At 45.2% G+C, this 25,947-nt stretch carries 21 protein-coding genes; 7 read left to right on the forward strand and 14 right to left on the reverse strand.

All coding sequences use genetic code 11. The features are described 5' to 3' along the window. Positions 1–54: 54 nt before the first annotated feature. The 8 genes from meaB to FCL46_RS07790 all read right to left on the reverse strand — a co-directional run bounded on the left by meaB (position 55) and on the right by FCL46_RS07790 (position 8,567). Positions 55–1,044 carry a methylmalonyl Co-A mutase-associated GTPase MeaB gene (meaB, locus tag FCL46_RS07755; protein ID WP_136807092.1) on the reverse strand — a complete coding sequence of 330 codons (990 nt, stop codon included), beginning with the start codon at positions 1,042–1,044 and terminating at the stop codon, positions 55–57. A gap of 140 nt (positions 1,045–1,184) precedes the next feature. Beyond that, positions 1,185–3,329 (reverse strand): methylmalonyl-CoA mutase, encoded by a 2,145-nt coding sequence (scpA, locus tag FCL46_RS07760; RefSeq protein ID WP_136807094.1) that lies wholly within the window; start codon positions 3,327–3,329, stop codon positions 1,185–1,187. Positions 3,330–3,587: 258 nt separating this feature from the next. Continuing rightward, positions 3,588–3,992, reverse strand: a complete 405-nt coding sequence (gene mce / locus FCL46_RS07765; protein ID WP_136807096.1) for a methylmalonyl-CoA epimerase — start codon at positions 3,990–3,992, stop codon at positions 3,588–3,590. 123 nt (positions 3,993–4,115) lie between these two features. After that, on the reverse strand, positions 4,116–4,718 hold the full coding sequence (locus FCL46_RS07770; protein WP_136807098.1) for a TetR/AcrR family transcriptional regulator: 603 nt from the start codon (positions 4,716–4,718) through the stop codon (positions 4,116–4,118). Positions 4,719–4,998: 280 nt separating this feature from the next. Beyond that, positions 4,999–6,162 carry a sodium ion-translocating decarboxylase subunit beta gene (locus FCL46_RS07775; protein ID WP_136807100.1) on the reverse strand — a complete coding sequence of 388 codons (1,164 nt, stop codon included), beginning with the start codon at positions 6,160–6,162 and terminating at the stop codon, positions 4,999–5,001. Between the two features lie 18 nt (positions 6,163–6,180). Then, the gene (locus tag FCL46_RS28165) at positions 6,181–6,576 is read right to left on the reverse strand and encodes a biotin/lipoyl-containing protein (protein WP_136807102.1); all 396 of its coding nucleotides are present in this window, start codon (positions 6,574–6,576) and stop codon (positions 6,181–6,183) included. A 17-nt stretch (positions 6,577–6,593) separates the two neighbouring features. Beyond that, a complete protein-coding gene (locus FCL46_RS07785) occupies positions 6,594–7,004 on the reverse strand; it encodes an OadG family protein (protein ID WP_136807104.1) in 411 nt (136 codons plus the stop codon). Positions 7,005–7,019: 15 nt separating this feature from the next. Next, positions 7,020–8,567 carry a carboxyl transferase domain-containing protein gene (locus FCL46_RS07790; RefSeq protein ID WP_136807106.1) on the reverse strand — a complete coding sequence of 516 codons (1,548 nt, stop codon included), beginning with the start codon at positions 8,565–8,567 and terminating at the stop codon, positions 7,020–7,022. Between the two features lie 1,016 nt (positions 8,568–9,583). Between FCL46_RS07790 and FCL46_RS07795 the strand changes: the two genes are divergently transcribed. Together FCL46_RS07795 and FCL46_RS07800 are read left to right on the forward strand one after the other, a co-directional pair. Further along, positions 9,584–10,543, forward strand: a complete 960-nt coding sequence (locus tag FCL46_RS07795; RefSeq protein ID WP_136807108.1) for a histone deacetylase family protein — start codon at positions 9,584–9,586, stop codon at positions 10,541–10,543. Between the two features lie 58 nt (positions 10,544–10,601). Further along, positions 10,602–11,279, forward strand: coding sequence for a CBS domain-containing protein (locus FCL46_RS07800; protein ID WP_136807110.1), 678 nt, complete (start codon positions 10,602–10,604; stop codon positions 11,277–11,279). Positions 11,280–11,398: 119 nt separating this feature from the next. Here FCL46_RS07800 and FCL46_RS07805 read toward each other — a convergent pair whose 3' ends face one another. Both FCL46_RS07805 and FCL46_RS07810 read right to left on the reverse strand, forming a co-directional pair. Then, positions 11,399–12,070: a rhomboid family intramembrane serine protease gene (locus tag FCL46_RS07805; protein WP_136807112.1), complete on the reverse strand. Its 672-nt coding sequence runs from the start codon at positions 12,068–12,070 to the stop codon at positions 11,399–11,401. A gap of 36 nt (positions 12,071–12,106) precedes the next feature. Beyond that, on the reverse strand, positions 12,107–14,143 hold the full coding sequence (locus FCL46_RS07810; RefSeq protein WP_136807113.1) for a VIT and vWA domain-containing protein: 2,037 nt from the start codon (positions 14,141–14,143) through the stop codon (positions 12,107–12,109). Positions 14,144–14,518: 375 nt separating this feature from the next. Between FCL46_RS07810 and FCL46_RS07815 the strand changes: the two genes are divergently transcribed. The 5 genes from FCL46_RS07815 (at position 14,519) to FCL46_RS07835 (ending at position 20,527) form a co-directional block, all read left to right on the forward strand. Then, positions 14,519–16,039, forward strand: coding sequence for a phospholipase D family protein (locus tag FCL46_RS07815; protein WP_217909582.1), 1,521 nt, complete (start codon positions 14,519–14,521; stop codon positions 16,037–16,039). A gap of 189 nt (positions 16,040–16,228) precedes the next feature. Continuing rightward, on the forward strand, positions 16,229–16,513 hold the full coding sequence (locus tag FCL46_RS07820; RefSeq protein ID WP_136807115.1) for a hypothetical protein: 285 nt from the start codon (positions 16,229–16,231) through the stop codon (positions 16,511–16,513). 285 nt (positions 16,514–16,798) lie between these two features. Then, positions 16,799–17,398, forward strand: a complete 600-nt coding sequence (locus tag FCL46_RS07825) for a flavodoxin family protein (RefSeq protein ID WP_228723349.1) — start codon at positions 16,799–16,801, stop codon at positions 17,396–17,398. An 87-nt stretch (positions 17,399–17,485) separates the two neighbouring features. Further along, the gene (locus FCL46_RS07830; protein ID WP_136807119.1) at positions 17,486–19,177 is read left to right on the forward strand and encodes a hydantoinase/oxoprolinase family protein; all 1,692 of its coding nucleotides are present in this window, start codon (positions 17,486–17,488) and stop codon (positions 19,175–19,177) included. Between the two features lie 39 nt (positions 19,178–19,216). Continuing rightward, positions 19,217–20,527 (forward strand): histone deacetylase family protein, encoded by a 1,311-nt coding sequence (locus FCL46_RS07835; protein WP_136807121.1) that lies wholly within the window; start codon positions 19,217–19,219, stop codon positions 20,525–20,527. Positions 20,528–20,630: 103 nt separating this feature from the next. Here FCL46_RS07835 and FCL46_RS07840 read toward each other — a convergent pair whose 3' ends face one another. From FCL46_RS07840 to FCL46_RS07855, 4 genes are all read right to left on the reverse strand, one after another. After that, positions 20,631–21,692, reverse strand: coding sequence for a BMP family ABC transporter substrate-binding protein (locus tag FCL46_RS07840; RefSeq protein ID WP_136807123.1), 1,062 nt, complete (start codon positions 21,690–21,692; stop codon positions 20,631–20,633). Between the two features lie 233 nt (positions 21,693–21,925). Beyond that, positions 21,926–22,846: an ABC transporter permease gene (locus FCL46_RS07845; protein ID WP_136807124.1), complete on the reverse strand. Its 921-nt coding sequence runs from the start codon at positions 22,844–22,846 to the stop codon at positions 21,926–21,928. Beyond that, positions 22,846–23,928, reverse strand: a complete 1,083-nt coding sequence (locus FCL46_RS07850) for an ABC transporter permease (RefSeq protein WP_217909583.1) — start codon at positions 23,926–23,928, stop codon at positions 22,846–22,848. The genes FCL46_RS07845 and FCL46_RS07850 overlap by 1 nt, the downstream gene beginning before the upstream one ends. Further along, a complete protein-coding gene (locus FCL46_RS07855) occupies positions 23,918–25,420 on the reverse strand; it encodes an ABC transporter ATP-binding protein (RefSeq protein WP_217909584.1) in 1,503 nt (500 codons plus the stop codon). The genes FCL46_RS07850 and FCL46_RS07855 overlap by 11 nt, the downstream gene beginning before the upstream one ends. Positions 25,421–25,947: the final 527 nt, after the last annotated feature.

A 25,947-nucleotide genomic window follows, 5' to 3' on the forward strand; every position in this document is an offset into this window, starting at 1 on the left:
TATTGTTCTGACGTCTGGTTGTTGGTGAATTGATGAAATGTCAGAAGAAGCGTTTTATGCGTTGTCTTTAGAGGTTATTAATTTCAACAATTCGTTGGCTGCGGCAGTAGGGGATATTTTCTCAGCTTCAACCATTTGGCGCATTTTGGGGAGTAAATTCTTTACTTGATCTAAATGATAAAACCACTCACTCAAACCTTCATTTAGAAGGAAGCTCATCCAGTCAAGTGATTGGCTTTTTCTGATTTCAGCAAGTTCACCGCAGTCTGTAAGTTTGGTTCTGTGTTCCTGGACTGTATCCCATATATTATCGAGCCCTATGGCTCTTAAGGAGCTGCAGGTGAGCACCGGTGGATTCCAGTGTGGGCTTCGTGGCATGAGCAGATGTAAGGCTGCCTGGTATTCTTTCTGAGCCGCTTCAGCTCTTACGATATTATCGCCGTCCGATTTGTTGATGACTATTGCATCAGCTACTTCAAGTACACCTTTTTTGATTCCCTGGAGTTCATCGCCAGCTCCTGCAATCATCAGGACCATAAAGAAATCGACCATTGAGGCGACAGTTGTCTCTGACTGACCTACGCCAACAGTTTCCACGATAATAACGTCAAAACCAGCTGCTTCGCAGGCAAGCATTGCCTCACGTGTCTTGCGGGCTACCCCACCAAGATTGCCACCTGAAGGGGAAGGGCGAATAAACGCGTTCGGGTCTACAGAGAGCTTTTCCATACGGGTTTTGTCGCCAAGAATTGAGCCACCGCTTCTGGTAGAACTTGGATCAATTGCCAGTACAGCTACTTTATGGCCCATAGCGGTGAGCATTGTTCCAAAAGACTCGATAAAGGTCGATTTACCGGCTCCAGGCACACCAGTGATACCCAGACGTACACTGTTGCCTGTTTTAGGCAGTATCTTGTCTATGATAGTCCTGGCTGCCTCCTGATGTACGGGGAGGATAGACTCAATCAGAGTAATTGTACGGGCAAGCATTAATCTGTTGCCGTCAAGAATGCCGTCTATGTAGCTGTCGATATCAATCTGCATAGCTCATTTTCAGAGAATAAATAAAATGTTGGTTGGGGAAAACGTTTGATCAGCAATTCTACCACTGTGAAGAAAAAAGGCACGTACGAATACGTGCCTTTGTAAATCATGAGTGTGCAGATCGGTTAAGCGTCATCATACTACAGGATGTACTTTTTCTCGATGAGCTCAAGTGTTCTGCTTGCCGAGTCAGGAATCGGTGTACCTGGTCCAAAGACTGCCTTGATTCCTCTCTCATAGAGATATTCGTAGTCTTTAGGAGGAATGACGCCCCCGGCAACAACGATAATATCTTTAGCACCAAGCTTTTCGAGTTCCTGTACAAGCTCAGGAACCAGAGTTTTGTGACCAGCTGCAAGACTGGATGCGCCAACAATATGCACATCGTTTTCAACGGCCATTTTAGCAGCTTCCTGAGGAGTCTGAAACATCGGGCTGATATCTACATCAAAGCCGAGATCGGCATACGAACTGGCGATGACTTTAATGCCGCGATCATGTCCATCCTGTCCCATCTTGGTAACGAGCATTCTAGGTCGGCGCCCTGTCTTCTCAAGGAAGGTGGCAGTACGCTTCTGAATCGCTTCAATAACTGATTTATTGGCTTCGCTGTACTCTGAGCTGTAGGCACCAGAGATGCAGCGGGTGGTTGCGGTAAAGCGACCAAATACTGATTCCATTGCGTCTGAAATCTCTCCTAAGGTGGCGCGGGCACGTACGGCGGGCAGAGCAGCAGCAAGAAGGTTTCCACCATTTTTAGCAGCGTCTGTAAGATCGGCGAGTGCTTTTTCAACAGCAGCGCTATCACGGCTGGCTTTAATTTCTACTAAGCGTGCGACCTGTTCATCACGAACTGTTGAAGGTACTTCACGTACTTCAAAGTCGATCTGCTCATTGGCAAGTTTATATTTGTTGACTCCAACGATTACGTCAAGACCCTGATCAATTCGTGCCTGCTTACGGGCAGCAGATTCTTCGATGCGCATCTTCGGCATGCCGGATTCGATGGCTTTAGCCATACCGCCAAGCTCTTCAACTTCATCGATAATCTTCTGTGCTTCTTCAACAATAGAGTTGGTCAGTGACTCAATATAATATGAGCCGCCCAATGGATCTACAACCTTGGTGACCATAGACTCTTCCTGCACGATGATCTGGGTGTTACGTGCAATTCGTGCTGAGAAGTCGGTTGGCAGTCCAATAGCTTCATCAAAAGAGTTGGTATGAAGGGATTGGGTTCCACCAAGAACTGCTGACATTGCTTCTAAGGTAGTTCGGATAACATTATTGTACGGGTCCTGCTCGGTGAGACTCCAGCCTGAGGTCTGGCAATGGGTACGCAGCATTGAAGACTTAGGATTTTTCGGATTGAACTGGCTCATGTTGCGATGCCACAGGAGGCGTGCAGCACGCAGCATGGCTATATCCATGAAGAAGTTCATGCCGATACCAAAGAAAAACGACAAGCGAGGAGCAAATGTGTCTACATCCATACCTGATTTCAGGGCAGCCTTTACATACTCGATACCGTCAGCAAGAGTAAAAGCGGTCTGCAGGACACTGTTAGCGCCTGCTTCCATCATGTGGTAACCACTGATACTGATGGTGTTGTACCGCGGCATTTCTTTCGAGCAGTACTCCATGATATCAGAAATAATCCGCATGGATGGCTCGGGCGGATAAATATAGGTGTTTCTGGTCAGGTACTCTTTTAGAATATCGTTCTGGATAGTTCCTGAGAGTTGTTCATGCTTAACTCCCTGCTCCTCGGCAGCTACGATGTAACCGGCAAGAATAGGAATAACGGCGCCATTCATGGTCATGGATACAGACATCTGGTCGAGCGGAATACCGTCGAAAAGAATCTTCATGTCTTCAACGGAATCGATGGCAACACCTGCTTTACCGATGTCACCAGAAACACGAGAGTGGTCTGAGTCGTAACCGCGATGAGTTGCGAGGTCAAAAGCAACAGAAAGACCTTTCTGACCGGCATCAAGCGCCTTGCGATAAAAGTCATTAGACTCTTTAGCGGTAGAAAAACCGGCATACTGACGAATTGTCCAGGGACGACCGGCATACATGGTTGCCATTGGTCCACGAACATATGGAGCCATACCCGGTAGAGTGTTAGCTGATTCCATACCCTCGATGTCTTCAGCGGTATAAAGCGGCTTTACCGTGATTCCTTCAGGGGTTTTCCAGTTAAGGCTATCCGTAGATTTCCCCTTCAGCAGCTTTGAAGCAGCTTCTTCCCATTTGGCTTTATCGGGATGTTCTGACATGACGCACTCCTAATTTTTCCGGTTCTTTCCGGTAATATTTTCTCTTAAATACTCATCATCCTGAAACCGGATATGCGAGGCGGGTGGGATTGGCAGCAGCAACAGCAGTTTCAGGAATTCTAATCGGGCTTTGAGGAAGCGAGAGATTTTAGTTGAGATCGAGGCACAGGAAGAATGTAACCGTAGACGTATAATAAATACGTCGAGGATTACATTCTGAGTGTAACGCTGATATCAGCTAAAAGATCCGCTTCTTACCTAGTCTCGTTGGCAGAGCTCAACGAGCACTCCGCCCGTCGCCTTCGGATGCAAAAATGCAATTTTCGCACCACCGGCACCGATTCGAGGAACCTGATCGATAAGCTTGACATCTTTTGCTTTTAGTTCTTCAAGGGCTTCTTCGATATTTTCTACGCGGAAAGCAACATGTTGGAACCCCGTGCCCTTTTTCTCAATAAATTTTGCAACTGGGCCGTCAGGCGCTGTTGACTCAAGGAGTTCGACTTCACTGTCTCCTACTGGGAAGAAGGCGGTGGTTACTTTCTGTTCTTGAACAGTTTCCGCTCCCTCAAACTCAAGGCCGAGAATGTCGGACCAGAATGTTTTCCCAGCATCGATAGAGTTGACTGCGATTCCAAGATGGTCAATTTTCAAGATTTTCATTGTGCGCCTCCAAAAGAGTGTTCAGTGATGCTGCCCAGGCGGGCAACCCGATCATTGCTTGTCATAAGAGAGGGCGATGAACCAGCAGAGTATTGAAAAATTTGCTTTTTCAAAAATCTGAGTCTACTTTATTTTTTCAATATCTGGATTCGCCATTCCGCGCCAAACCATTTCAAACATAACGTTGGCTTGTCCTGCCAGGCTGTCTTTTTTGCCGCGAAGTATCCACATGAAAAAACTGCGCTGTACAAAACCCATCAGGAAATCGAGTAAGGTACCTGCCCGAACATCATTGTTCAGAACGCCTTCCTTCTGTCCTTCCTGCAGCACATTGATTAGGAGGTTCATCATCCTCCGCTGTTCAAATGTTTCATCCGCCATCCAGGTTTTCATTGGCAAAGTCATAAAGACAATGCGTCCAAGCCCTTCGTGGCGTTCGTAGTAATCAAGCTGCAGCCAGAATACTTTTCGCAGCTTTTCTTTTAGGTCTTCGATCCCCTGAAGATGATCGACGATCCTGTCCGTCAGTTTGCCCATCCAGATATCAACAAACGCGAAAACAAGCCGTTCTTTGCTTTCGTAGTGTTTGTAGATCGTGGTAAAGCTGACACCGGCTTTATCCGCTATGTCCCGGATACTTGCCTTGTGGAAATCGGAGTGTGAAAACACTTCCAATACAGCTTTTTCAAGTCTTCGTTGGATGTCAGGGTTGAGTTCGTCTGCCATTGTTACTGCCGTCCTTTTTCTTTGATTTGCCCTGTAGTTCAAGTGGAAAACCTGGTTATACACTCAGGCTGGATGTCTGCCGAACATCTTGCTTGCAAAGGCATTGTGTAAAGAAATGTTGTTACTTTAACTTGCTGTTTTTCTAACCAATCCCGTCTTGTACATCGTGTAAGGCCTTAACATAATGAGCCAAAGTTCTGCCAGCTTGTAATGTAAATGCTTTTGATCTGCAAGAAAAAAGAACGACCTGTTGTGGGCCAGGATCCGTTACGGTTGTTACTTAACCTCCAAATAATGAAAGAAGTACACCGGCTGAGACTGCGGAGCCGATAACTCCGGCAACGTTTGGTCCCATAGCGTGCATCAGTAAGAAGTTTGATGGCTCCTCCTGCTGTCCGACAACCTGTGAAACCCGAGCCGCCATAGGTACTGCAGAAACTCCTGCTGAGCCAATGAGCGGGTTGATCTCGACATCAAGCAGCTTGTTCATCAATTTTGCAATCAGGACGCCAGCTGCAGTACCGATTGCAAAGGCGGTTATACCAAGAGCGAGAATAACCAGGGTCTCAACTCGCAGAAAGCCTTCAGCGGTAGCGGTAGCGCCGACAGTGACCCCTAGAAATATGGTTATTATATTGATCATTGCGTTCTTGGCTGTGTCTTCAAGCCTTGCAACAACTCCGCATTCCCTGAATAGATTGCCGAGCATCAACATACCGATAAGGGTTGCTGCGGGAGGCACGATCAGCGAGACCACGATAGTTACAATAATTGGAAAAAGGATTTTCTCTTTTTTCGAGACTTCTCGAAGCTGAGTCATCTTGATTGAACGTTCTTTCTTGGTGGTCAGAAAACGCATAATTGGTGGCTGGATGATCGGTACAAGCGCCATATATGAATAGGCTGCAATTGCGATCGCTCCAAGAAGATGGGGTGCAAGTTTTGATGACAAAAATATTGCTGTCGGTCCGTCTGCACCGCCGATAATTCCTATAGATGCTGCTTCCTGAGCAGTAAACAGGCCGGATGCGATTGCGCCCATAAAAGTCACAAAGATTCCGAACTGGGCAGCAGCGCCAAGTAATAACGATTTAGGATTGGCGATAAGGGGCCCGAAGTCGGTCATTGCTCCGACGCCAAGGAAAATAAGCGGTGGGAAAATTCCCAGATGATCTCCCTGGAACAGATAGTAGAGTAATCCACCAGGTTCAACAGTATGGATCATGTGCTCTTTTATCTCCATTACCGGTGGGGCCATAAGGCCGGCAAATGGCAGATTTGTAAGTAAGACGCCAAATGCGATGGGTACCAGCAATAATGGCTCGAACCCTTTGACTATCGCAAGATAGAGAAGAAGAAATGAGATAAGTATCATCAGGACTGCACCAAAAGTGAGTCCGTAAAATCCTGTGCTGTGGAAAAAGTTCAGTATAGCGTTCAGCATGGCAGGTCCCTCATAATATTAGGCAAGCACTAACAGCGCCATCCCGGCATTGACAGATGCACCTTTATCAACCTGAATGGCAGAAACAATGCCGTCTCTGTGGGCTTTGATTTCATTTTCCATTTTCATGGCTTCAAGAATAAGAAGTGTATCACCGCGTTTTACCTGGTCACCCTGATTTACTTTGACGTCGGTAATAGTTCCCGGCATAGCAGCCAGAATTGTACCATCTGCATCATCGGCTTTAGGTGCTGATTTGGGTGCGGCAGGAGTCGCCTTGCGTGCTACTGGAGCAGCTGCTGGCTTTGGTACAGACGGGCTTGCATTTGCAACGGGTGCAGTTGCTTTCTCTGTAATTTCCTCTATCGCAACTTCATACTCGTTTCCACTAACCACTACTCTAAAGGTTCTCATCACTGGGGCCTCCCTAGCTACGAATTGTTTGTCATCTGCTCAGTCAGACCAACCTTGTTCCAGACAGGGGAATGATCTTCGACTTTCCTGATATTTCTAATTACAACGTTGCTGGCTGCAGTTTTCAATTGCACGGCAAGCGCAACAGTGATTGCGGCGACGAGTTCTTCGTCTTTTTGTGTATTCGCAGCTGCAGTGACTGCAGCTGTTGGTGCAGGTTCTGGTCCAATCTGTTTTTTGGCGGGTGTCGCTTCTACAGTAAACTTTGCCAATAAAACCATGACGAATTGAAGAATTACCAACGAGACAAATGTGATTCCCATGCCAAGTATTGTGGTTATCAACCCAGCCGTGAGTCTCTGCATGGTGGTCAGATTCTTCAGTGTTTCCGGGTCGGCAAATTTTGCCATTAATTCTATGGTATCCATAATTGCCCCTCTCGGTTACAGCGGCATATTGCCATGTTTTTTAGGCGGACGTTTTTCACGTTTACCTTCGAGCATATTAAAGGCATCAATGATGCGCTGACGAGTAGTGCTAGGCTCAATGACATCATCTACAAAACCGCGTTCGGCTGCTTTATATGGTGTGGCAAATTCAGCTCGGTAATCTTCCAATAGCTTCTTGTGGGTTTCTGCTTTGTTTTCAGCTTTTGTGATTTCGTTACGAAAGATAATGTTAACCGCACCATCCGGCCCCATGACAGCGATCTCTGCAGAAGGCCATGCCAGAACCGTATCGGCACCAAGAGATTTAGAGCACATGGCAACATAAGCTCCGCCATACGCTTTTCTGGTGATAATGGTTACTTTGGGCACAGTTGCTTCACTGTATGCATAGAGAATCTTTGCTCCATGCCTGATTATTCCGCCGTGCTCCTGATTGGTTCCCGGCAGAAAGCCAGGTACATCAACGAATGTGAGCAGGGGGATGTTGTAGGCGTTACATGTGCGAATAAATCGTGCCGCTTTATCTCCTGCATTCATGTCCAGGCAACCAGCCATCATGTTTGGCTGATTTGCGACAATACCAACTGATTTGCCATTTATCCGTGCATAGCCAGTTACGATATTTTTTGCGAAATAGGGTTGGTATTCAAAAAAATCTCCATCATCGATGATCAAAGTAACAACATCCATGAAGTCATACGGCTTATTGGGATTTTCAGGAATGAGTGTATCCAGTTCATCAATCTGCCTGTTAATGTCATCATTAATTTCAAAAACAGGGGCCTTCTCCATATTATTAGAGGGAAGGTAGCTCAGCAGTTTACGAATGGAATCTATGCAGGACTGATCTGTATCAGATAGAAAATGCGCGTTTCCACTGATGCTATTGTGTGTCATGGCGCCGCCAAGTTCTTCGGGGCTTACTTCTTCACCTGTAACGGTTTTAATGACCTGGGGGCCTGTGATGAACATCTGGGCAGATTTGTCGACCATAAAGACAAAGTCTGTAAGCGCTGGCGAATAAACAGCACCACCTGCGCAGGGGCCCATGATTGCAGATATCTGCGGGATTACACCAGAGAATGTGGCATTTCTAAAGAACAGGTCACCGTAACCGGAGAGGGCATCAACCGCTTCCTGAATTCGTGCACCGCCTGAGTCGTTTAAGCCGACTATGGGGGCGCCGACTTTTATTGCGGCATCCATGGCTTTTACAACCTTCGTTGCGTGCATCTCTCCAAGGGCTCCTCCTGTTACCGTGAAATCCTGGGAGAAGGCATAGACCAGTCTACCATCAACCATTCCATATCCGGTGACAACAGACTCACCTTCGAACTCCATTTTGTCCATTCCAAAATTTGTACAACGGTTTCGGATGAACGCATCTAACTCTATAAATGACCCGGGATCGAAAAGGTATTCCAGTCGTTCCCTTGCTGTCATTTTACCTTTGGCATGCTGTTTCTCTATTCGAGCTTTACCGCCGCCAAGAGCGAGTTTTTCTTTCTTTTCCCGCAGCTGTACGATTTTCTCAAAAGACATGGCAGTTACTCCCTTGAATTTTGACAGTTGTTAACCCGGCTGTCGCGACTCGCACCATGCTGTCGCCTAACGGGATGGAAGTTCCATCGATGTCCAGTGGTGCTTCAAATCCGGAATCGGTTGGAAATTTATATTGAGTAACGTCATGAAAGTGCAATTGTGTCGAAGCTGCTGGAATGTAATTTTTAGCTGCTCCGAAAGTTCGAACGGGGTTCGTTTGACGAAGTGTTAATGTTGTCCACGGCATTGTAGAATTGCCGGGAGGTGGTGGCGTAAAATGTCTTGAAGCTATGTTTAACATTGTTACCATAATCGAGTTGCCTTGAAGTTGTGAAGCGAATCTCATTGTGGATTAGTATGCTAAAACAGTAATATGGGTAAAATGCAACCTGTCAAACTAAAGGTTTTGAAAAAACTTTATGAAGCAATGTTACGAGTGTTTAAAACTATTATATTCTCGAAAGTACGTGTTAAAATGCAAAGCTAATAGTTTGTACCTAGTCTGATTAAGAACAATGTTACTCTGACTAACTTTTGTTGTAAATCTTTTTTTCTTTCTTAATGAAAAAAATTTATATAAAAGAAGAAGGCAACATTGAATGCTTGAGTACATGTTGTGAAAAGAAGAGCATCATAATGGTGATTGATGTATACAAATTGATTAAGGTTACTATGCGGTGTTGGTTGGTTATAACGCTGATGGCGCCAGAGTGTGGAGGGAATAGCTTTCTTGCTTATTGGAAACATGGTTTCTGATGCTGGAATGAGTAACGGAGTTGAAGCACCGATTGTGTGGTTTTGATGTTGGTTGAATAATTACAACCAGTATGTAGTTTCCATCCGAAAACGGTGCTTTCCATCTAGCTCTTCGTTGCTCTCAAGATTGTATTCTCGCAGGTAAGCGTAGACTCCGATATCAAGTATGTGGCTGTGGTGAAATGTATCGAGCGCCTTGATTTAGAAGAAAATCCCTCGATTCGGGATGGAAACTATTTATACAAACAGGGAACAAACACATGAAAAAAACCGGGTTTGTATTTGACGAAAAGTATCTGCAGCACAATACCGGAGAGTGGCACCCTGAAACAGCAGACCGGCTCAGAGTGATAGTGGACCGACTTCAAGAATCAGGTTTGTTGGAAAAATTAATCAGGATAGAAGCCGAGCCGGCTAATCAACGATGGATTGAAGCCGTTCATCATGTCAATTACATCATGAGATTCAATGATGCCTGCGCGATGGGCATGCCTGACTTTGATCATCAGGAGAATGCGATTTGCAGGGAGTCGTATGATGCTGCGCTACTTGCAGTTGGAGGGGTGCTGAAAGCAATTGATTACATGATGCAGGGTGATGTCGATACCGCGTTTTGCGCTGTAAGGCCACCGGGACATCATGCTGAAGCGGACAAAGCTATGGGCTTTTGTTATTTTAACAATGTAGCCATCGGAGCACGTTATCTTCAGCGGAAGTGGGGGGTCGAACGGGTTGGCATTATAGATTTTGATGTGCATCACGGAAATGGAACCCAGCATATATTTGAAGCGGATCCTACAGTCTATTATTACTCTATTCATGAACACCCTTCATTTGCGTATCCAGGAACAGGTCGGGAGTTTGATTTAGGCATTGGTGAGGGGGCAGGCTATACTTTAAATACACCTATATTGCCGGGTCGCGGTGATCTTGATTATCGAAAAAAGCTCACTCAGGACCTTATTCCTGCCTTTAAACAGTTTAAGCCTGATGTGTTGCTGATTTCCGCAGGTTTTGATGCTCACGTTAACGATATGATGTCAGGCGTGAATCTGAGCACAGACGGTTATGATTTTGTATCAGAGTTGATTATGAACCTTGCAAATACACTTACAAATGGCAGGGTTGTTTCGGTACTTGAAGGTGGCTACAATTTAGAAATACTACCGCTACTTGTTGAAAATCACATTAAACACCTGGCTGGCATGCGGGGTGTATGACTGTTGTAGATTTGGCAGAAAAAAACGCGTACTAACCACTCATGATTGAGGAGGGATTATGTTCGTCAGTGAAAGGATGTCAACAGACCTGATTACAGCTTCGCCGGATTTACGAATTGCACAGGCGCGCAATATGATGCTTGAAAAACGCATTCGGCATTTACCGGTAATCGATGAAAAAGGCCTGCTGTTAGGCATGGTGTCAGATCGCGATATGAGAAGTGCTATGCCTTCGACACTTCTTGACAAGGCAGACCATGACAGGTCACTTGAGAAAATCATGAATTTTCCTATATCGAAAATCATGACAAAGGAGCCTGTTAAAATATATGGTTACTACACCATGCAGGATGTGCTGCTGATAATGCGGAAATATAAAGTCGGCGCAGTGCCTGTTGTTGATGAGGAAGGGTTTCTTAAGGGAATCCTCTCGACAAGGGATTTGCTATCAGCATTTGTTGATGTAATGGGTATAGACGAGCCTGGTACATTACTTTGCATTCTCTCCGATGAGAAGCAGGGACAGATGAAGAAAATTGTGGATATAATTACTGCGGAAAAAATTTCACTTGGAAGTGTACTTGTTTCTAAGTCACTGGAGCTGAACAGGAAGGCTGTATTTCCGTATCTGTTAACCAATAATGTTGTTCGGGTGAAAGAGCGGATTATTGAAGCCGGGTTTGAGTTAACTGATCCCATGCAATGGTATTTTAAACAGCTGCCTCAAAAGGAATAGCTGTTTAAATAATGCAGATCTGGGAGGTGTGAATTCTCGTGGGCTGCAATCGGTATTATTTGGGGCTGAGAGGGGGGAGGGGCAATCCCGATTGCAGTGATGCATTCGGGATTGTTTTTTTATAGGTGGTTTTGTGGGAATGCTTTTCTGCTGTCTCTGTTGAGTGAGCAGTAGAGAACAAAGGCGATCAATCCACCTAGAACTCCACCAAGATGGGCATGGACGATGGGAGTCCCGAGGTTGTGAGCATGTAGGTTCCCAAAAAGAATTGACCCGCTGAGAACTTCTGCAATGCTTTTAATGCTGCTCACTCCTGCAAGGGTGCATCCGAGTAGCAACGTTGTTCTTTTCAGTTTTTGTTTTCCTGAGTTTCCCGTATTCGCCAGGGCTTGATGAGTCCATAATGCTCCGAGCAGAAACATCAAACCGTGTGCCATGCCAGAGAGTCCGCAAAAACCAACCTCAGTTATACGCGGTGAAAACATGACAGCAACCAGAAGGCTGCACGCGGCGCAGATAGCTGCAGATCCGAATTTTAACACTAGAGACTGGATATTAAGCTCACGCCAGATAATTGCAACAGCTGTGGCGTCGAGCAGTAGGTGGTACCAGCTGACATGTACCAGGAGGTGGCTGAAAATCCGCCACCATTCACCTGATGCGACCGACTTTGTATCATAGATGAGTGCTGAAGGGGCTGTATCTGTAAACAGGTGCTGGTTGCTTAGCAATAACAGGCTGAGAAATGTTATTGGTATTACAAACTTTCTATGGATATGAAGTGGTCGCATGGTTTTCTCGTGTTTTGTGGTATTTCTTATCTGATATTACGATTTACGCCGTACTAACCACCCGCAACCAGCAAGCAGTATAAGCAGCCAAGGTCCAACAGGGCCTGAACCGATCCCGGGTGAAGGGGCACCTTTAAACATTCCACTTGAGTCGTTGTCGGTTCTATAGCTTTTTACTGGTGATGCTTCCCGTTTTTCCTGGGCTGTTCGTTCCTGGCTTACACGTTTACTGTTAGGCCGTTGAATGCCCAGTCGTTCCATTTCCTGTTCATCAAGTACGACCATTGATGTGTAGTCTGTTACCAGCGAGTATTCTGTACCAAGTTGAATCACCTCATTACGGTTCTTTTCGGTTTCTCCATGAAGGCGAATCTCTTCCATGATTTCATCAATTGCCGATAGCGCCCACAGTCGTTCAATTTCCGGGTTGTCGGTATCAGTCTCCGGCAAAATTGCCGTACTGGTCCACTCGTGTTCGGCACCGGAAATTTTTGCTTTCATGGAAATGGTTACAGGGCCGGGTTTTGTGTATTTTCCAAACATAACAAGCTGCTGTCCACGAAAAAGTGTTCCTGGTGATGCAGGTGTTAACTCGTCGATTTTTCCTCCAGAGAAAGTAACTTCAACATCATGAAAAGCCTCATGTAAAACTTTAGATTTTGCCTGGAGAATACGACCATAGATGTCGTCGCCAGGACTGATGTCCATGGCAAATCCGCCCGACGCTTTAGCAAGGTTATCGAGTAGTGGCCTGTTTGAACTGTTACCAATTACAAAGGTGAAGAGTCGAATATCCTGAGCATCAACAAGCTGTAGAAAATCTGCATGCCTTGTAGGGCCGATATTGGCAACACCGTCAGTTACGAGGACCATGGCAGTGGTACGTTCATCATCCATTTTTTTCAGGCCAAGCTTGAGGCCAGCATGAAGAGCAGTGCCTCCACCTGCAGTTATCCCATTAACTGTTGAAAGAGCGTTTTGTACATTCTCCGGTGTTGCTGTAATAAATCCGCGTGTGAGATCGTCGGCACTTTTATTGAAAGTGACTATACGAAATCTGTCTGCCGGGCTCATCTTACCTATTACTTTAGAGACACCTTCAATGAGCGTCTGAATTTTACCACCACCCATAGAGCCTGATTTATCAAGTACAAATACCCAGTCAACACCTTCGGTGATTCTGGCAAGCGAGGCACCGGGAGTTAGCGTCAGCATAAATGATCCTGTTGCTGAGCCTGTATCTTTGTAAGGGATAATTTCAACACGTGCCGGGGCGGTGTCGTCGAGACGATAGTAAAACACAACATCTTCAGAGAGGTTTGCGCCCTCTGTGAAGTCAAGGCGGGCATGGTAAATATCTGTGTTGCCAACTTCTTTTTGATCGATTGCAGAGAGTTGCTCGATCTGAGCTTGCTGAGTGTAGCCAGGCAGTCGCACATCTTTGATCGGCTGGGCGGATTTGAGTGTGAGGTCAAAGGTAAATGATTCTTTTACAGCTGAATCGACAGACCAGAAGGCAATTCGTTCATCGTCAACTCCACCTTCCTGTAGCGGGTACACATAGCGACCGATGTTCATGTCAATGTTAAGAGGTTGATAGTAAACAAGGCGAACACGGGTGTCGGCCTGAGCTTTTACAGGGTAGACGGAGACATTAAAAGTTTTGAAATCGTCTTTTTCAGCGAGTGCTGAACTATTTCCGTTTGCCTTTTGTTCTTCATAGACTGCTTTAGCATGTTGTTTTTCAAAGACTTCACCAATAACTTCCTGATTATTAATCCACAAGCTTACCTCGGAAAGACTTGCCTGGCGCGGCAGAGGAAAGGAGTATATAGCCTCTAGGTCATTGTCGCCGGAGTTAGTGAAAACCTGATCAACTTCGGTTTTTGAAAATCCATTGTTGATGACTACGGATACATCATGAGATTTAATTGCGATGGCTGAACTATCTCCATTTTTAGGTTTTAAGAGTCCTGCGGCTTGAGATTTGCCGAATACTGCCAGAATGAGAAAAAATGCTACCACGGTAATTATTGTGGTAACAAGTGAACTACTGTTTCTATCTGTTTTCATTGGTCATCCTCCATGTAGTAATGTTTTTCCTGCAGATGGGGATGTATTTACATGTTTCATGCCAGAAGATTTTTATAGTTGATAACTATCTATTAATAGGTGGATAAACGTGTTTGTGGTGTAAGGTTTCACAATCGCTTTGTTGGTATGGTGTACATTGATTGACTGTGCTGTGTACACAAAATGTCTGATGTGTGTGGGTGTAAATGTCGTCTTTACAGGAAAACAGAGGGAGAGGATTGGACAGCCAGGATAACTGCCTTGACAGCGAGGCAAGAGGAAAATATATCTGAAGGATGTAAAGCTATTACCTGATATCTATATACGACGAGAAATACATACTATTTGAATTTTTTAACAGAAAGCAGACTTTATATGAACCCATCTGTACAATTTTGCAGGCATAGTAGTCTTGTCGTGCGCGTTTTTATCATTTTGCTGCTATTTGCAGGTGTCGAACTCTCTCAGGTTGATCAGCACGCAGCAGCTATGACTCTTGAACAGGCAAAACTGGAAATAACAGGTAGTAATAATGGAAAAAGCGGAGCCTATATTTTTGAAAAGGGTGAGGAGGCGTTGCTTGCGCGTGCATGGCTGACAGACCACGCTGTTCGAGCTATTGATGTTCAATATTTTATCTGGAGTACAGATAATATCGGCATTCTGGCTGCTGAAGCTTTGCTCAGGGCAGCTGAGCGTGGAGTAAAGGTTCGGGTAATCGTTGATGATCTGTTAATTGATGCCCCTGACTCGTCGATGATTGCCCTTAATGCTCATCCGAATATAGATATACGGATTTATAACCCGAAACATTCTGTCGGGATCTCTACGTTGGATCGTCTTTGGAATCTTGTGTTCAATTTCCGTTCTTCCAATCAGCGTATGCATGATAAGACGTTTACGGTTGATAGCAGTGTTTCAATAACCGGTGGCAGAAATATGGCCGATGAGTATTTCGATTATAACAGGAAATACAATTTTCGGGATCGTGATGTATTGCTGATAGGCTCGGTGGTAGAAGATGTAGAGAACAATTTCACAGCATTCTGGAATTCTACATTTGTTGTACCGATAGATAAATTGCTGGGCAAAGGGATTGCGCCATTATCTGCAGAGGATCAATCGAAGATCTATGATGATTTGCATGCCTATTCCTTAAGCCCTGTAAATTTTGAGCCTGCGGTACGGGAAGCGTTACAACTGTTACCTGAGAAATTTCAGCTGCTTCAGCAGGTAATGACCTGGGGAGACATTGCCTTTACCCATGATATTCCAGGGAAGAACCGTACTGATACATTGGATGGCGGAAGTGATACTTTAGACGGATTGGTAAAGGCACTTTCGGAAGCAAAGAAAAGCGTTGTGATTCAATCTCCCTATCTTATCATGCCGGATGGAGGAATTGAGTTTTTTCGTGAGCTGATAAAACGTGGTGTTACGGTTACAATCAGCACAAATTCTTTGGCTTCAACTGATAATCTCCAGGCATTTAGCGGCTATTCAAAGCAACGGGACGATATTCTCGAAGCAGGAATTGATGTGTTTGAATTTAAACCAAATCCTGAGATTCAGCGGGATCTTATCGAGCGGTATGGAGCTCTGGAAAAGGCTGTTCCGACATTTGCCATACATGCAAAAACGATGGTTATTGATGGTGAAACACTTTTTGTCGGAACATTTAATCTTGATCCGCGTTCTGCACACCTGAATACTGAAGTTGGTGTACTCATAACCGACAAGATACTTGCGACGAAGGTCGGGCGGGCAATTGACAGGGATATGCGACCGGAAAACAGTTGGAACAGTTCTGAAGAAGATCCGGATAGCTATGCTACGTTCGGTAAAAAAATGAAAATGTATTTCTGGAGGTTGTGGCCAATTGATCCCATTTTGTAATGTCAATATCCTGTCGTCATTTTGTACTTACCAGCCAATAGTATATAAAAATATCCGTATCAGGTGAAACTTGACTTACATCATTTTATGCATCGATATAACCGGGTATTTTACTGGAATTACTACGTGCAATGGGTAATGATCCTTAAAGATTATTGTACCCGTAATTCTAAAATATCTGGAGGCTTTATGTCTGGTTGTGGATGTGGTTGTTCAAGTGGTGGTTCCGGTGGTCCTTATTCCCAAGGGAAAGAATTAGTAGAATTCGTGTATAATGCACATGGTGGCGGAGTTCGGGACCAACTCATCACAAGGGGACCTTTGAACGTTGTTTGTCAGGGGTGCAGCAAGCCTTTTGAAATGAAAACATATGTTGATTCATGCCCTGATTGCGGTGGTGTTCATGCCGTTGCTCCTATGAACCCAACCATAGAGAATGTACAATTTGCAGGAAAAGATTTTAAATTACCTTAATATACTATACTATTCGGCTTGATTTATGTTGTAGATGGATTGCTGCGGAATGGTGTGTTCCTTCCGCAGTAGTTGTATTGATTAGATAGTTTTGATCCGAGAACTACCCTTTGGCACAGACTCAGCATTACGCTTGAAGTTTTTATTATAGGAATATCAGTCAAATACCTTCGGTAATAATCTCAAGCGTGTGTCGATATTGAACCAAAAATATATTTTCAGGATGAAAACTATATAAGGAGAAGCATTTTATAAAAAAAATTGTAGTGGTCTGGAGAGTGCATTGTGCAAATTATCGCAATTTATGGCAGTCCCCGTCGTGATGGAAATAGTGCAACCCTCTTAAAGAGGGCTGTTGCAGGTGCCAGGCAGGAAGGGGTACATGTCGAAGAAGTGTTCCTGCGTGACTATAAAATTTCCCCCTGCCTGGAAATTTATAACTGTATCAAAACCGGAGAATGTGCCATTCGGGACGATTTTCCGCAAATTCTCGAAAAGCTTGAAGCCAGTGATGGCATCATGCTTGCCTCCCCGATTTTCTTTTATTCTGTAAGTGCTCACACAAAAATATTCATGGATCGCTGTCAGTCGCTCTGGGTACGGAAATACTGGATTGACAATGAAGTGTTTGGAGAAGCTCCAGAGACCCGTAAAGGTCTATTTATTTCAGTGGGTGCGACTGGCGGTAAAAAGTTATTTGATGGTGCAATTCTCACTGTAAAATATTTCTTTGATGTCCTCAGTGCCGGTTTATGGAAGTCTGTTCTTTGTAGAGATGTTGATCGTAAAGGCGAAATTGATAGTCGCCAGGATTATCTTGATGAAGCCTTCGAAGCAGGTCGTGGTCTGGCTATAGTATTGAAAGAAGAGAAAGGTAGTTCCTGATCCATGTATATGCCTGTAGCTGTCGCAAGTAAGCCTGGTTGAAAGACCTTAAGAACAGATAAAGCGGTACAGAAAAGGTAATGATCAATGATTATCGGACTTGATGTAGGTGGCACACATACGGATGCAGTACTGATCGGTGCAGAGGGCGTGGTTCGTGAGATCAAAGTTTCCACTGATACAGATCGTCTGTTTGAAACCCTTATGGCTACCCTGGAACAGCTGACGGAAAATCTGGATAAAAGCACTATCAAACGATTGGTGTTGAGTACAACGTTGGCCACGAATATGGTTGTCCAGCAGCAGTTACCACCTGTCGCTGTTCTTGTATCAGCCGGGCCAGGAATTGATCCTGAATATTTTCGGGTAGGTGATCATTATCATGTGGTGGATGGTGCACTGGATCATAGCGGCAGAGAGATTGCCTCGCTTGATGAACGACAGATAACGGCGATTGGTGAAGACCTCCAGCAGGAAGGAGTGTTGTACGCTGCGGTGATTTCAAAGTTTTCAGTTCGTAATCCAGCACACGAAAAGCGCATAGCAGAACTTCTCGCACCATATGTTGATCACGTGTTTATGGGACATACCCTGTCCGGTATTCTGAGCTTCCCGAGGCGCATCGCAACTGCGTACTTAAATGGTGCGGTTTGTCCTGTGCATAGCAAATTCTTTGAAGCCGTTCAGCAGTCCTTGAAGGCACATGGGCTCGATGTCCCCATCAGGATCTTAAAACCAGACGGGGGTAATATGAATGTCTCGGCATCGTTGTATTATCCTGCACAAACCATATTAAGCGGGCCTTCTGCGAGTGTCATGGGTGCTATTGCCACAGCGCCTAAAGATAAAACTTGTCTGGTGCTTGATATTGGCGGAACGACAACGGATATGGCTGTTATATTAAACGGTGCTCCGATAATTGCTTCTCAGGGAATAGAGATTGGTTCATATAAAACACTTATACGCGCCTTGTTGACCAAATCTATAGGTATAGGTGGCGATAGTGTGGTTCGTGCACAGGATGGTAAGATAACGATTGGGCCGGATCGTCAGGGGGTAGCTATGGTTTACGGTGGTCGTACGATTACACCAACCGATGCCCTGTGTGCTCTTGGGTTAATTGAAGGTGTCGATAGGTTGAAGGGCGTTGAGACACTGATGGCACTTTCGGAAGAACTGAATAGACCTGTGCCGGAAATTGCCGAAATGATTTTCACCACTGCGTGTCAGAATATACTTAGTGCAGCGCAGGATATGGTCGATCAAATCAACAGCAGACCGGTTTACACCGTCCATGAAATGTTTGAGGGCATGACTGTTACGCCTGATCACATTCAGGTACTTGGCGGGCCGGCAAAACAGTTTGCTGAAAAGCTGGCTACACTATTTGACGGTACTGTTTCAACTGTACCGCATTGGCACGTGGCTAACGCCATTGGCTGTGCTCTTTCACGCACTACCTGTGAAGTGACTGTTTATGTGGATACAGCACGAAATATCATCACCGCTCAGGGGGAAGAGTTGGACAAGGCTGTCAGTCGCGACATGGGGCTGAAAGAAGTGCGCCAGATTGCCTTTGATCTTGTCCGCCAGAAAGCTATCCAACGTGGGGCGATTCCCGAATATCTGCAAATGGAAGTCATAGAAGAGTCTCAGTTTAATATGATTCGCGGGTATAGTTCATCGGGTAAGAATATACGGGTTAGGGCACAGGTTAAGCCGGGATTGATATCCGGTTATGATCCTGAGACCGGAAAGCTGAGCAGAGATGATTTCTGATTATTTATAACTATTCAACAACTTACCTGAAAGAACATTATGCTTCGAGCCAAAAACAAAACCGGTCTAGTATTCTTTCCAGCCTTTGACTGGGCAATTTCTCCAACCCATCCTGAGCGGGAAGAGCGATTACTCTACACCCAGGATCAGGTGTTTGAGGAAGGCCTGCTGGATATAGAGGGAATTGTAGAACTTAAGCCTGACGTAGTTACCCCCGAAGATATTAAGCGGACGCATTTCTGCGTACCAGATCCCCATGGTGTGTGCACGGAGTCACATTTTATTAGTGCAGGAGGGGCCAAAACTATCGGTAAAGCGGTAATGGACAAAACTATCGACAGAGGTTTTGCTCTTGTTCGCCCGCCGGGCCATCATGCAAATCGTGTGGTTCATGGAGCCAGGGGATTTTGTAATATTAATATCGAAGCGATAATGATTGAGTACCTGCGATCTGCGTACGGTGTTGATCGAGTGGCTATCGTAGATACAGATTGCCATCACGGTGATGGTACCCAGGATATTTATTGGCATGACCCCGATACGCTTTTTATCTCAATTCATCAGGATGGTCGCACGCTTTATCCGGGAAGTGGTTTTCTAAAAGAATTCGGTGGACCGAATGCGGTCGGTAGTACCATAAATATACCCTTGCCGCCGGAAACCTCAGATGACGGATTTTTGTATGCAATTGAACATGCAGTCCTACCTATTCTGGATGATTTTAAGCCGGATTTGATTATCAACTCGGCAGGGCAGGATAATCACTATTCTGACCCGATCACCAATATGAATTTTTCAGCCAGAGGCTATGCTCAACTGACAGAAATGTTGAAGGCGGATATCGCTGTGCTTGAAGGCGGATACGCAATAGAAGGTGCGCTTCCATATGTTAACGCTGGGATTATCATGGCAATGGCAGGACTTGATTATGGGAACCTGCGTGAACCTGATTTTGATCCGGATTACCTGCAGCAAACGCCTGAAACTTCCAAAAAAATTACAAGGGTGTGCGAAGATGCCATAAAGCTCTGGCAAAATCGAAATGAACTTAAAGCGGCGTTGCGAAGTAACTCCGGATGTAATGTGCGCAACCGCCAGATCTTCTACGATACAGATAATATTCTTGAAAGGCAGAATGAAGAGATTTGTGTATGTGACGACTGTGCCGGAACATTACGTATAGAGAGCTCTTCAAATTACGGCAAGAGCGTTTTGGCAGTACATATTCCGCGAAAAGCCTGTGCTGCATGCATAAAAAAAGGTGAAGAGTGGTACGAAAAGGCAGATATAATGCAGTTTGATCAGGTTTTTCTGCAGGATCGCCCGAGCGATACGTATCGTGTGAAATAGAATTTTTTCCAATGTTATAGACAAAATATTTCAAACGAAAAAAGCCGCCGTGTCAGCTTGAGCGACACGGCGGCTTTCAATAAAATCTCTGGTCGGAAGGTAATTACTTAGGAATACTTCCCTCAACACCTTCAACATACCAGCTCAAACCAGACAGTTCTTTGTCAGAAACAACTTCACCTTCTTTAACAACCAGTTCGCCCTTCTGATTCTTGATAGGGCCCTGGAATGGGTGAAAAGTTCCATCAACAATAGATTGCTTAACTGCTTCAGCTAGTTCACGAACGTCTGCAGGTACGGCATCTCCGTAAGGTGCCATCTCTACCATTCCCGGCTTGATACCATCCCATGTGTCAGTAGACTTCCAGGTTCCATCCATTACAGCTTTAACGCGAGCAATATAGTAATTGTCCCAGTTATCAACGATAGAGGTCAACTGTGCTTTTGGTGCGAAAGATTTCATGTCAGAAGCCTGACCGAATGCAAATACACCACGCTTCTCGGCAACCTGAAGAGGAGCGGGGGAGTCGGTGTGCTGGGTGATGATGTCTGCACCCTGATCAATGAGGGTTTTAGCTGCATCACTTTCTTTGCCTGGATCAAACCAGGAGTTTACCCAGACAACTTTAACTACGACATCAGGATTAACTTTACGCGCTGCAATGGTGAATGCATCGATGCCGCGAATAACTTCAGGAATTGGGAAAGAACCAATGTATCCAACGATATTGGATTTGGTCATTTTACCAGCGATGGTACCGATAACTGCGCGACCCTCGTAGAATCGTGCAGAGTAGGTGCTGACGTTATCTGCACGCTTATAACCGGTTGCATGCTCAAACTTAACGTTCGGGAACTTTTTCGCTACTTTGAGAGTAGGGTTCATGTAACCGAAAGAAGTGGTGAAAATGATGTCATGTCCGGAGCTGGCAAGCTGACGGATAACACGCTCGGCATCTGCACCCTCTGGTACACTTTCTACATATGATGTTTTAACACCAAGTTCTTTCTCTACTGCAAGACGGCTCTGGTCATGCTGATAGCTCCAGCCATGATCTCCGATCGGTCCTACATATACAAAACCAACCTTGGTCTCTGCTGCTGCGTTTGAGCCGAAAGCAAGGCCCGCTGCCAGCATTAATGACAATAACGACTTTTTTAACATTTCTCTCTCCTCTTTGTATGAATCGTAGCGACTAAAAAACTTTAACGAAACGTGATACTGTCAGCCCATCAATATGGGGGCAGCACCAGAATAACATTTTGCTATAAATGATTATGCACAGATATGAAGGGCTTGCAAACTATCACATTCCTCTTATCGATCACAAGTATAATCAGAAAATCATTTTTTACTGATAAACTATTTAACTCAACTGTCAATCAAATGTTTTGAGTTTATCTGCTTGGATGAAATGGTCGGCCAAGACTTGCAGGGGAATTTAACCGAATTTTTGTCAGATCTCGTGAGATAATAACAAGTACAACGATTGTTGCAAGATAGGGGAGCATGGACATGACCTGGGAAGGTATGCCAATACCCATTGCCTGTGCGTGCAGTTGCAAAATGGAGATTCCACCAAACAGATATGCTCCAAGCAATACGCGCCATGGTCGCCAGGTGGCAAACACGACAAGTGCAAGAGCTATCCATCCTCGGCCTGCGGTCATCTGTTCAACCCAGAGCGGCGAGTATGAAAGCGAAAGATATGCACCACCAAGACCGGCCATTCCGCCGCCAAATAATGTTGCCATGAATCTGATTCTAATAACAGAATATCCCATTGCATGAGCAGCGTCATGTGAGTCGCCGACAGCTCGAAGTATTAGGCCTGCTCGTGTCTTACTGAGAAACAGGTAGACAAGCAGTACCATTACGATGGAGAGATAAACCAGAAAATCATGCTGAAACAAAAGCTTCCCAACAACCGGAATGGATGAGAGTAGTGGTATCGATATTTTAGGTATACCGTTATACGCAATACCGATCATTGACTGCCCGATAAGCGCACTCAGGCCTATACCGAAAATCGTCAGCGCAAGACCTGTCGGAACCTGGCTGGCATGAAATGTAAGGATAAGCAGAGCAAAAAGTGCTGCCATAAGGGCTCCGGCTATTACGCTTGCCAAAACAGCAAGTGTGGCACTACCGGTATAGTGGACGACAACAAAGCCGGTTATGGCTCCCATGACCATCATTCCCTCTACGCCGAGGTTGAGTACGCCGGATTTCTCGGTTATCATCTCGCCGATTGCAGCAAACAAGAGTGGAGTTGCCGCAGTAATAATAGTGAGCAATGCAGGTAAAAGTAACTCCATCAGCTTTTCTCCACAGCCAATGCAGGCTTGCCAAATTGGATACGATAATGAATTAATACATCACAGGCGAGCAGGAAAAACAGCAGTAATCCCTGAAAAACACCTGTTACAGCTACCGGTAGGTTGAGCTGAATCTGGGCAGTTTCACCACCAAGATAGGTTAAGGCCAGCAGTAAACCGGCAAACAGTGAACCTACAGGATGAAGACGTCCCACATAGGCGACGATAATTGCGGTGAATCCATAACCGGGTGAAATATTCGGCAGGAGTTGTCCAATAGGGCCGGAAACCTCAATAATGCCGGCAAGGCCTGCAATAGCCCCACCAGTAAGCAGAGTGATCCAGATAATCCTGGCTCCGCTAAAACCTGCATGAGCACTGGCTGCAGGAGCTGACCCCGCGACTTTTATCTGATATCCGAGTAGCGTCCGTGATAATATGATCCAGCCGATGCCGACAAAAACAAGCGCCATTATCGCGCCAATATGCAACCGTGTACCTTCAATCAGAACTGGCAAGAGAGCTGAGTCGCTGAATAACCGGGACTCCGGAAAGTTGAAACCTTCAGGGTCTTTGAGTGGTCCATGCACCATCAAATTAAGAAACAGGCCTGCAACATAGCTGAGCATGAGGCTGGTCAGAATCTCGTTGGCGTTGAATCGTACCCTTAAGAAGGCGACAATTGCAGCCCAGGCCATACCGCCAAGTACACCTGCCATCAGCATCAGCGGGATAATATGCATCCCTTCCTGATCATAAAAATAGAGTGCAACTGCACCACCGCATAATCCACCCATGGTTAACTGGCCTTCAGCGCCGATATTCCATACCCCGGCTTTAAAGCCGAGAGAAAGAGCAACACCGATGAGGATAAGGGGGGTAGCCTTTACGCCTAACTCAGAGAGGTTGTAGCCATTTGATAGTGGCTCAACAAAAAAGGCATGCAGCGCAGCAAGTGGAGAAACTCCCATCATTATAAACAGGAAAACACCGGCAAGAAGCGAGAGAATAAAAGCAAGGACTGGCGAGAGGTACACCATCTTTTTGGATATCGACTGGCGCTTAACTAAATTAGGCAACATTGTTGTTACCTCCATCTTCAAGCGAAACGCCAGCCATAAGCAAACCGACTTTTTCAATCGTCATCTCTTCTGTGGGGTAAAACTTTGAGAGTTTTCCGCCACAAATAGCACCAATTCGATCTGATATTTCCATTAATTCATCAAGGTCCTGCGAGATTATCAGTAGTGCAGCACCCTTTTCGGCAAGTTCACGCAGGGATCTGTGAATGGTCTGCGCTGCGCCGGCATCAACACCCCAGGTCGGCTGAGATACAATGAGGATGTCGGGTCGTTGAGTAAGTTCTCTGCCAATAATGAATTTCTGTAAATTTCCTCCGGAAAGACTCTCGGCCTGCACGTTAGCGCCAGGAGTTTTTACAGCGAAATCATTAATGACCTGATTAGCAAAGTTACGGGTTTTGGAGTAGTTGATTATTCCTTTAATGAGTAATCCCATCCGATTGAAACCGGTCATAAAGGCATTGTCTATAAGGCTCATGTCAGGTACTGCGCCATGACCAAGTCGTTTTTCAGGAACGCTGGCAAGCCCGGCTTTTCTTCTGGCGTTAGGGCTGAGTTTTCCTGAATGTTTGTCGTCAATGACTACACACTCAGACATTCTGCAGGTTTCTTCACCGTTCAGCGCTTTGAGCAACTCGTCCTGACCGTTTCCTGCGACACCGGCGATCCCGACAATTTCACCCGCGCGTACCTCAAGATTGATGTCTTTAAGAGATATCCCGGTTGCGTCGGCTGCCTCCATGGTGAGATTGTCAACCTTTAGTCGCACTTCGCCAACATTTATGGATCTTCTCGGTTGGTTTTCCTGAAGTTCTTCTCCCATCATCATTGTTGCAAGTGATGATGCGGATTCTCTTGCAACGTCAGCTGTTGCTACAAGTTTGCCTAATCGTAAAATGGTGGCTTTGTGGCAGAGTTCTTTTATTTCATCAAGCTTGTGGCTGATGTATAAAATTGCCAGACCTTCATCTGCAAGACGATTCAGGGTGACGAAGAGTTTGTTAACCTCCTGAGGGGTCAATACCGAGGTTGGTTCATCCATAACGAGCAACTGCGGTTTTTGCAGTAGGCAGCGAATAATTTCAATACGCTGGCGCTCGCCGACAGACAAGGTGTATACATGCCTGTGAGGATCAAGGGGTAAACCGTATTTTTCAGAAAGATCAAGAATTTCAGCAGCCAACGCATTCATATCGACTTTCTCGTCCATGCCAAGTGAGATGTTCTCTACAACAGACAAGGAGTCAAAGAGGGAAAAATGCTGAAAAACCATGGCGATGCCAAGTTCTCGTGCACGGGCCGGGGAGTGAATTTCTACCTGTTCTCCATTATAAAGAATGGTACCTGAATCCGGTTTAAGGATTCCATATATCATCTTTACAAGAGTGGATTTTCCGGCACCATTTTCACCGAGTAGTGCATGCACTTCACCCGGCTTTATTCGAAGGTCGACTGAATCATTTGCCAATACACCGGGAAATGTTTTGGTCATACCCTGAAGCTCAATTAAGTATTTCGTGTTGCTGTTCATCTATCAAGGGCTTAAGTATTCAAACTTTTTTAGGAAATCACGCAAAAAAAACAACGGATTTCCGATGTTAAACATGAGTATTTTTTTAAGCAACCTAGCCTATACACTGTTTTCTCATTTTTTTCACTATACGCATGTGGGTTTGATTTTTCTTGTCGGTGGTAAAAAATATTTCTATTAACTTCGAAATCAGTGTTAACGAAAAGCAATGTAGGGATGGAAGATGTTGACGGGAGGCAAGGCGAATGATCTCTGCTTAACTCATCTTATCTAAATAATAAGAAACCAATTATATAATTCGGCACATAAAGATGATGGTTTTGGTAGAGCACTGTTTTTTTGCCAAAGTGGTAAAAGATTCAACGGAAGTAGCATCCTATGAATATCACCTAAAGGATCTCAGAGGTTCTTAATTGCGATTGCCTCGAAAAAAGTGACGAACTTCGCTATGAACGGTGCCAGTCGTTCATAGCGAGTCTTTGAGAGCT

It is taken from the genome of Desulfosediminicola flagellatus, assembly GCF_005116655.2.
Classification (GTDB): domain Bacteria; phylum Desulfobacterota; class Desulfobulbia; order Desulfobulbales; family Desulfocapsaceae; genus Desulfopila; species Desulfopila flagellata.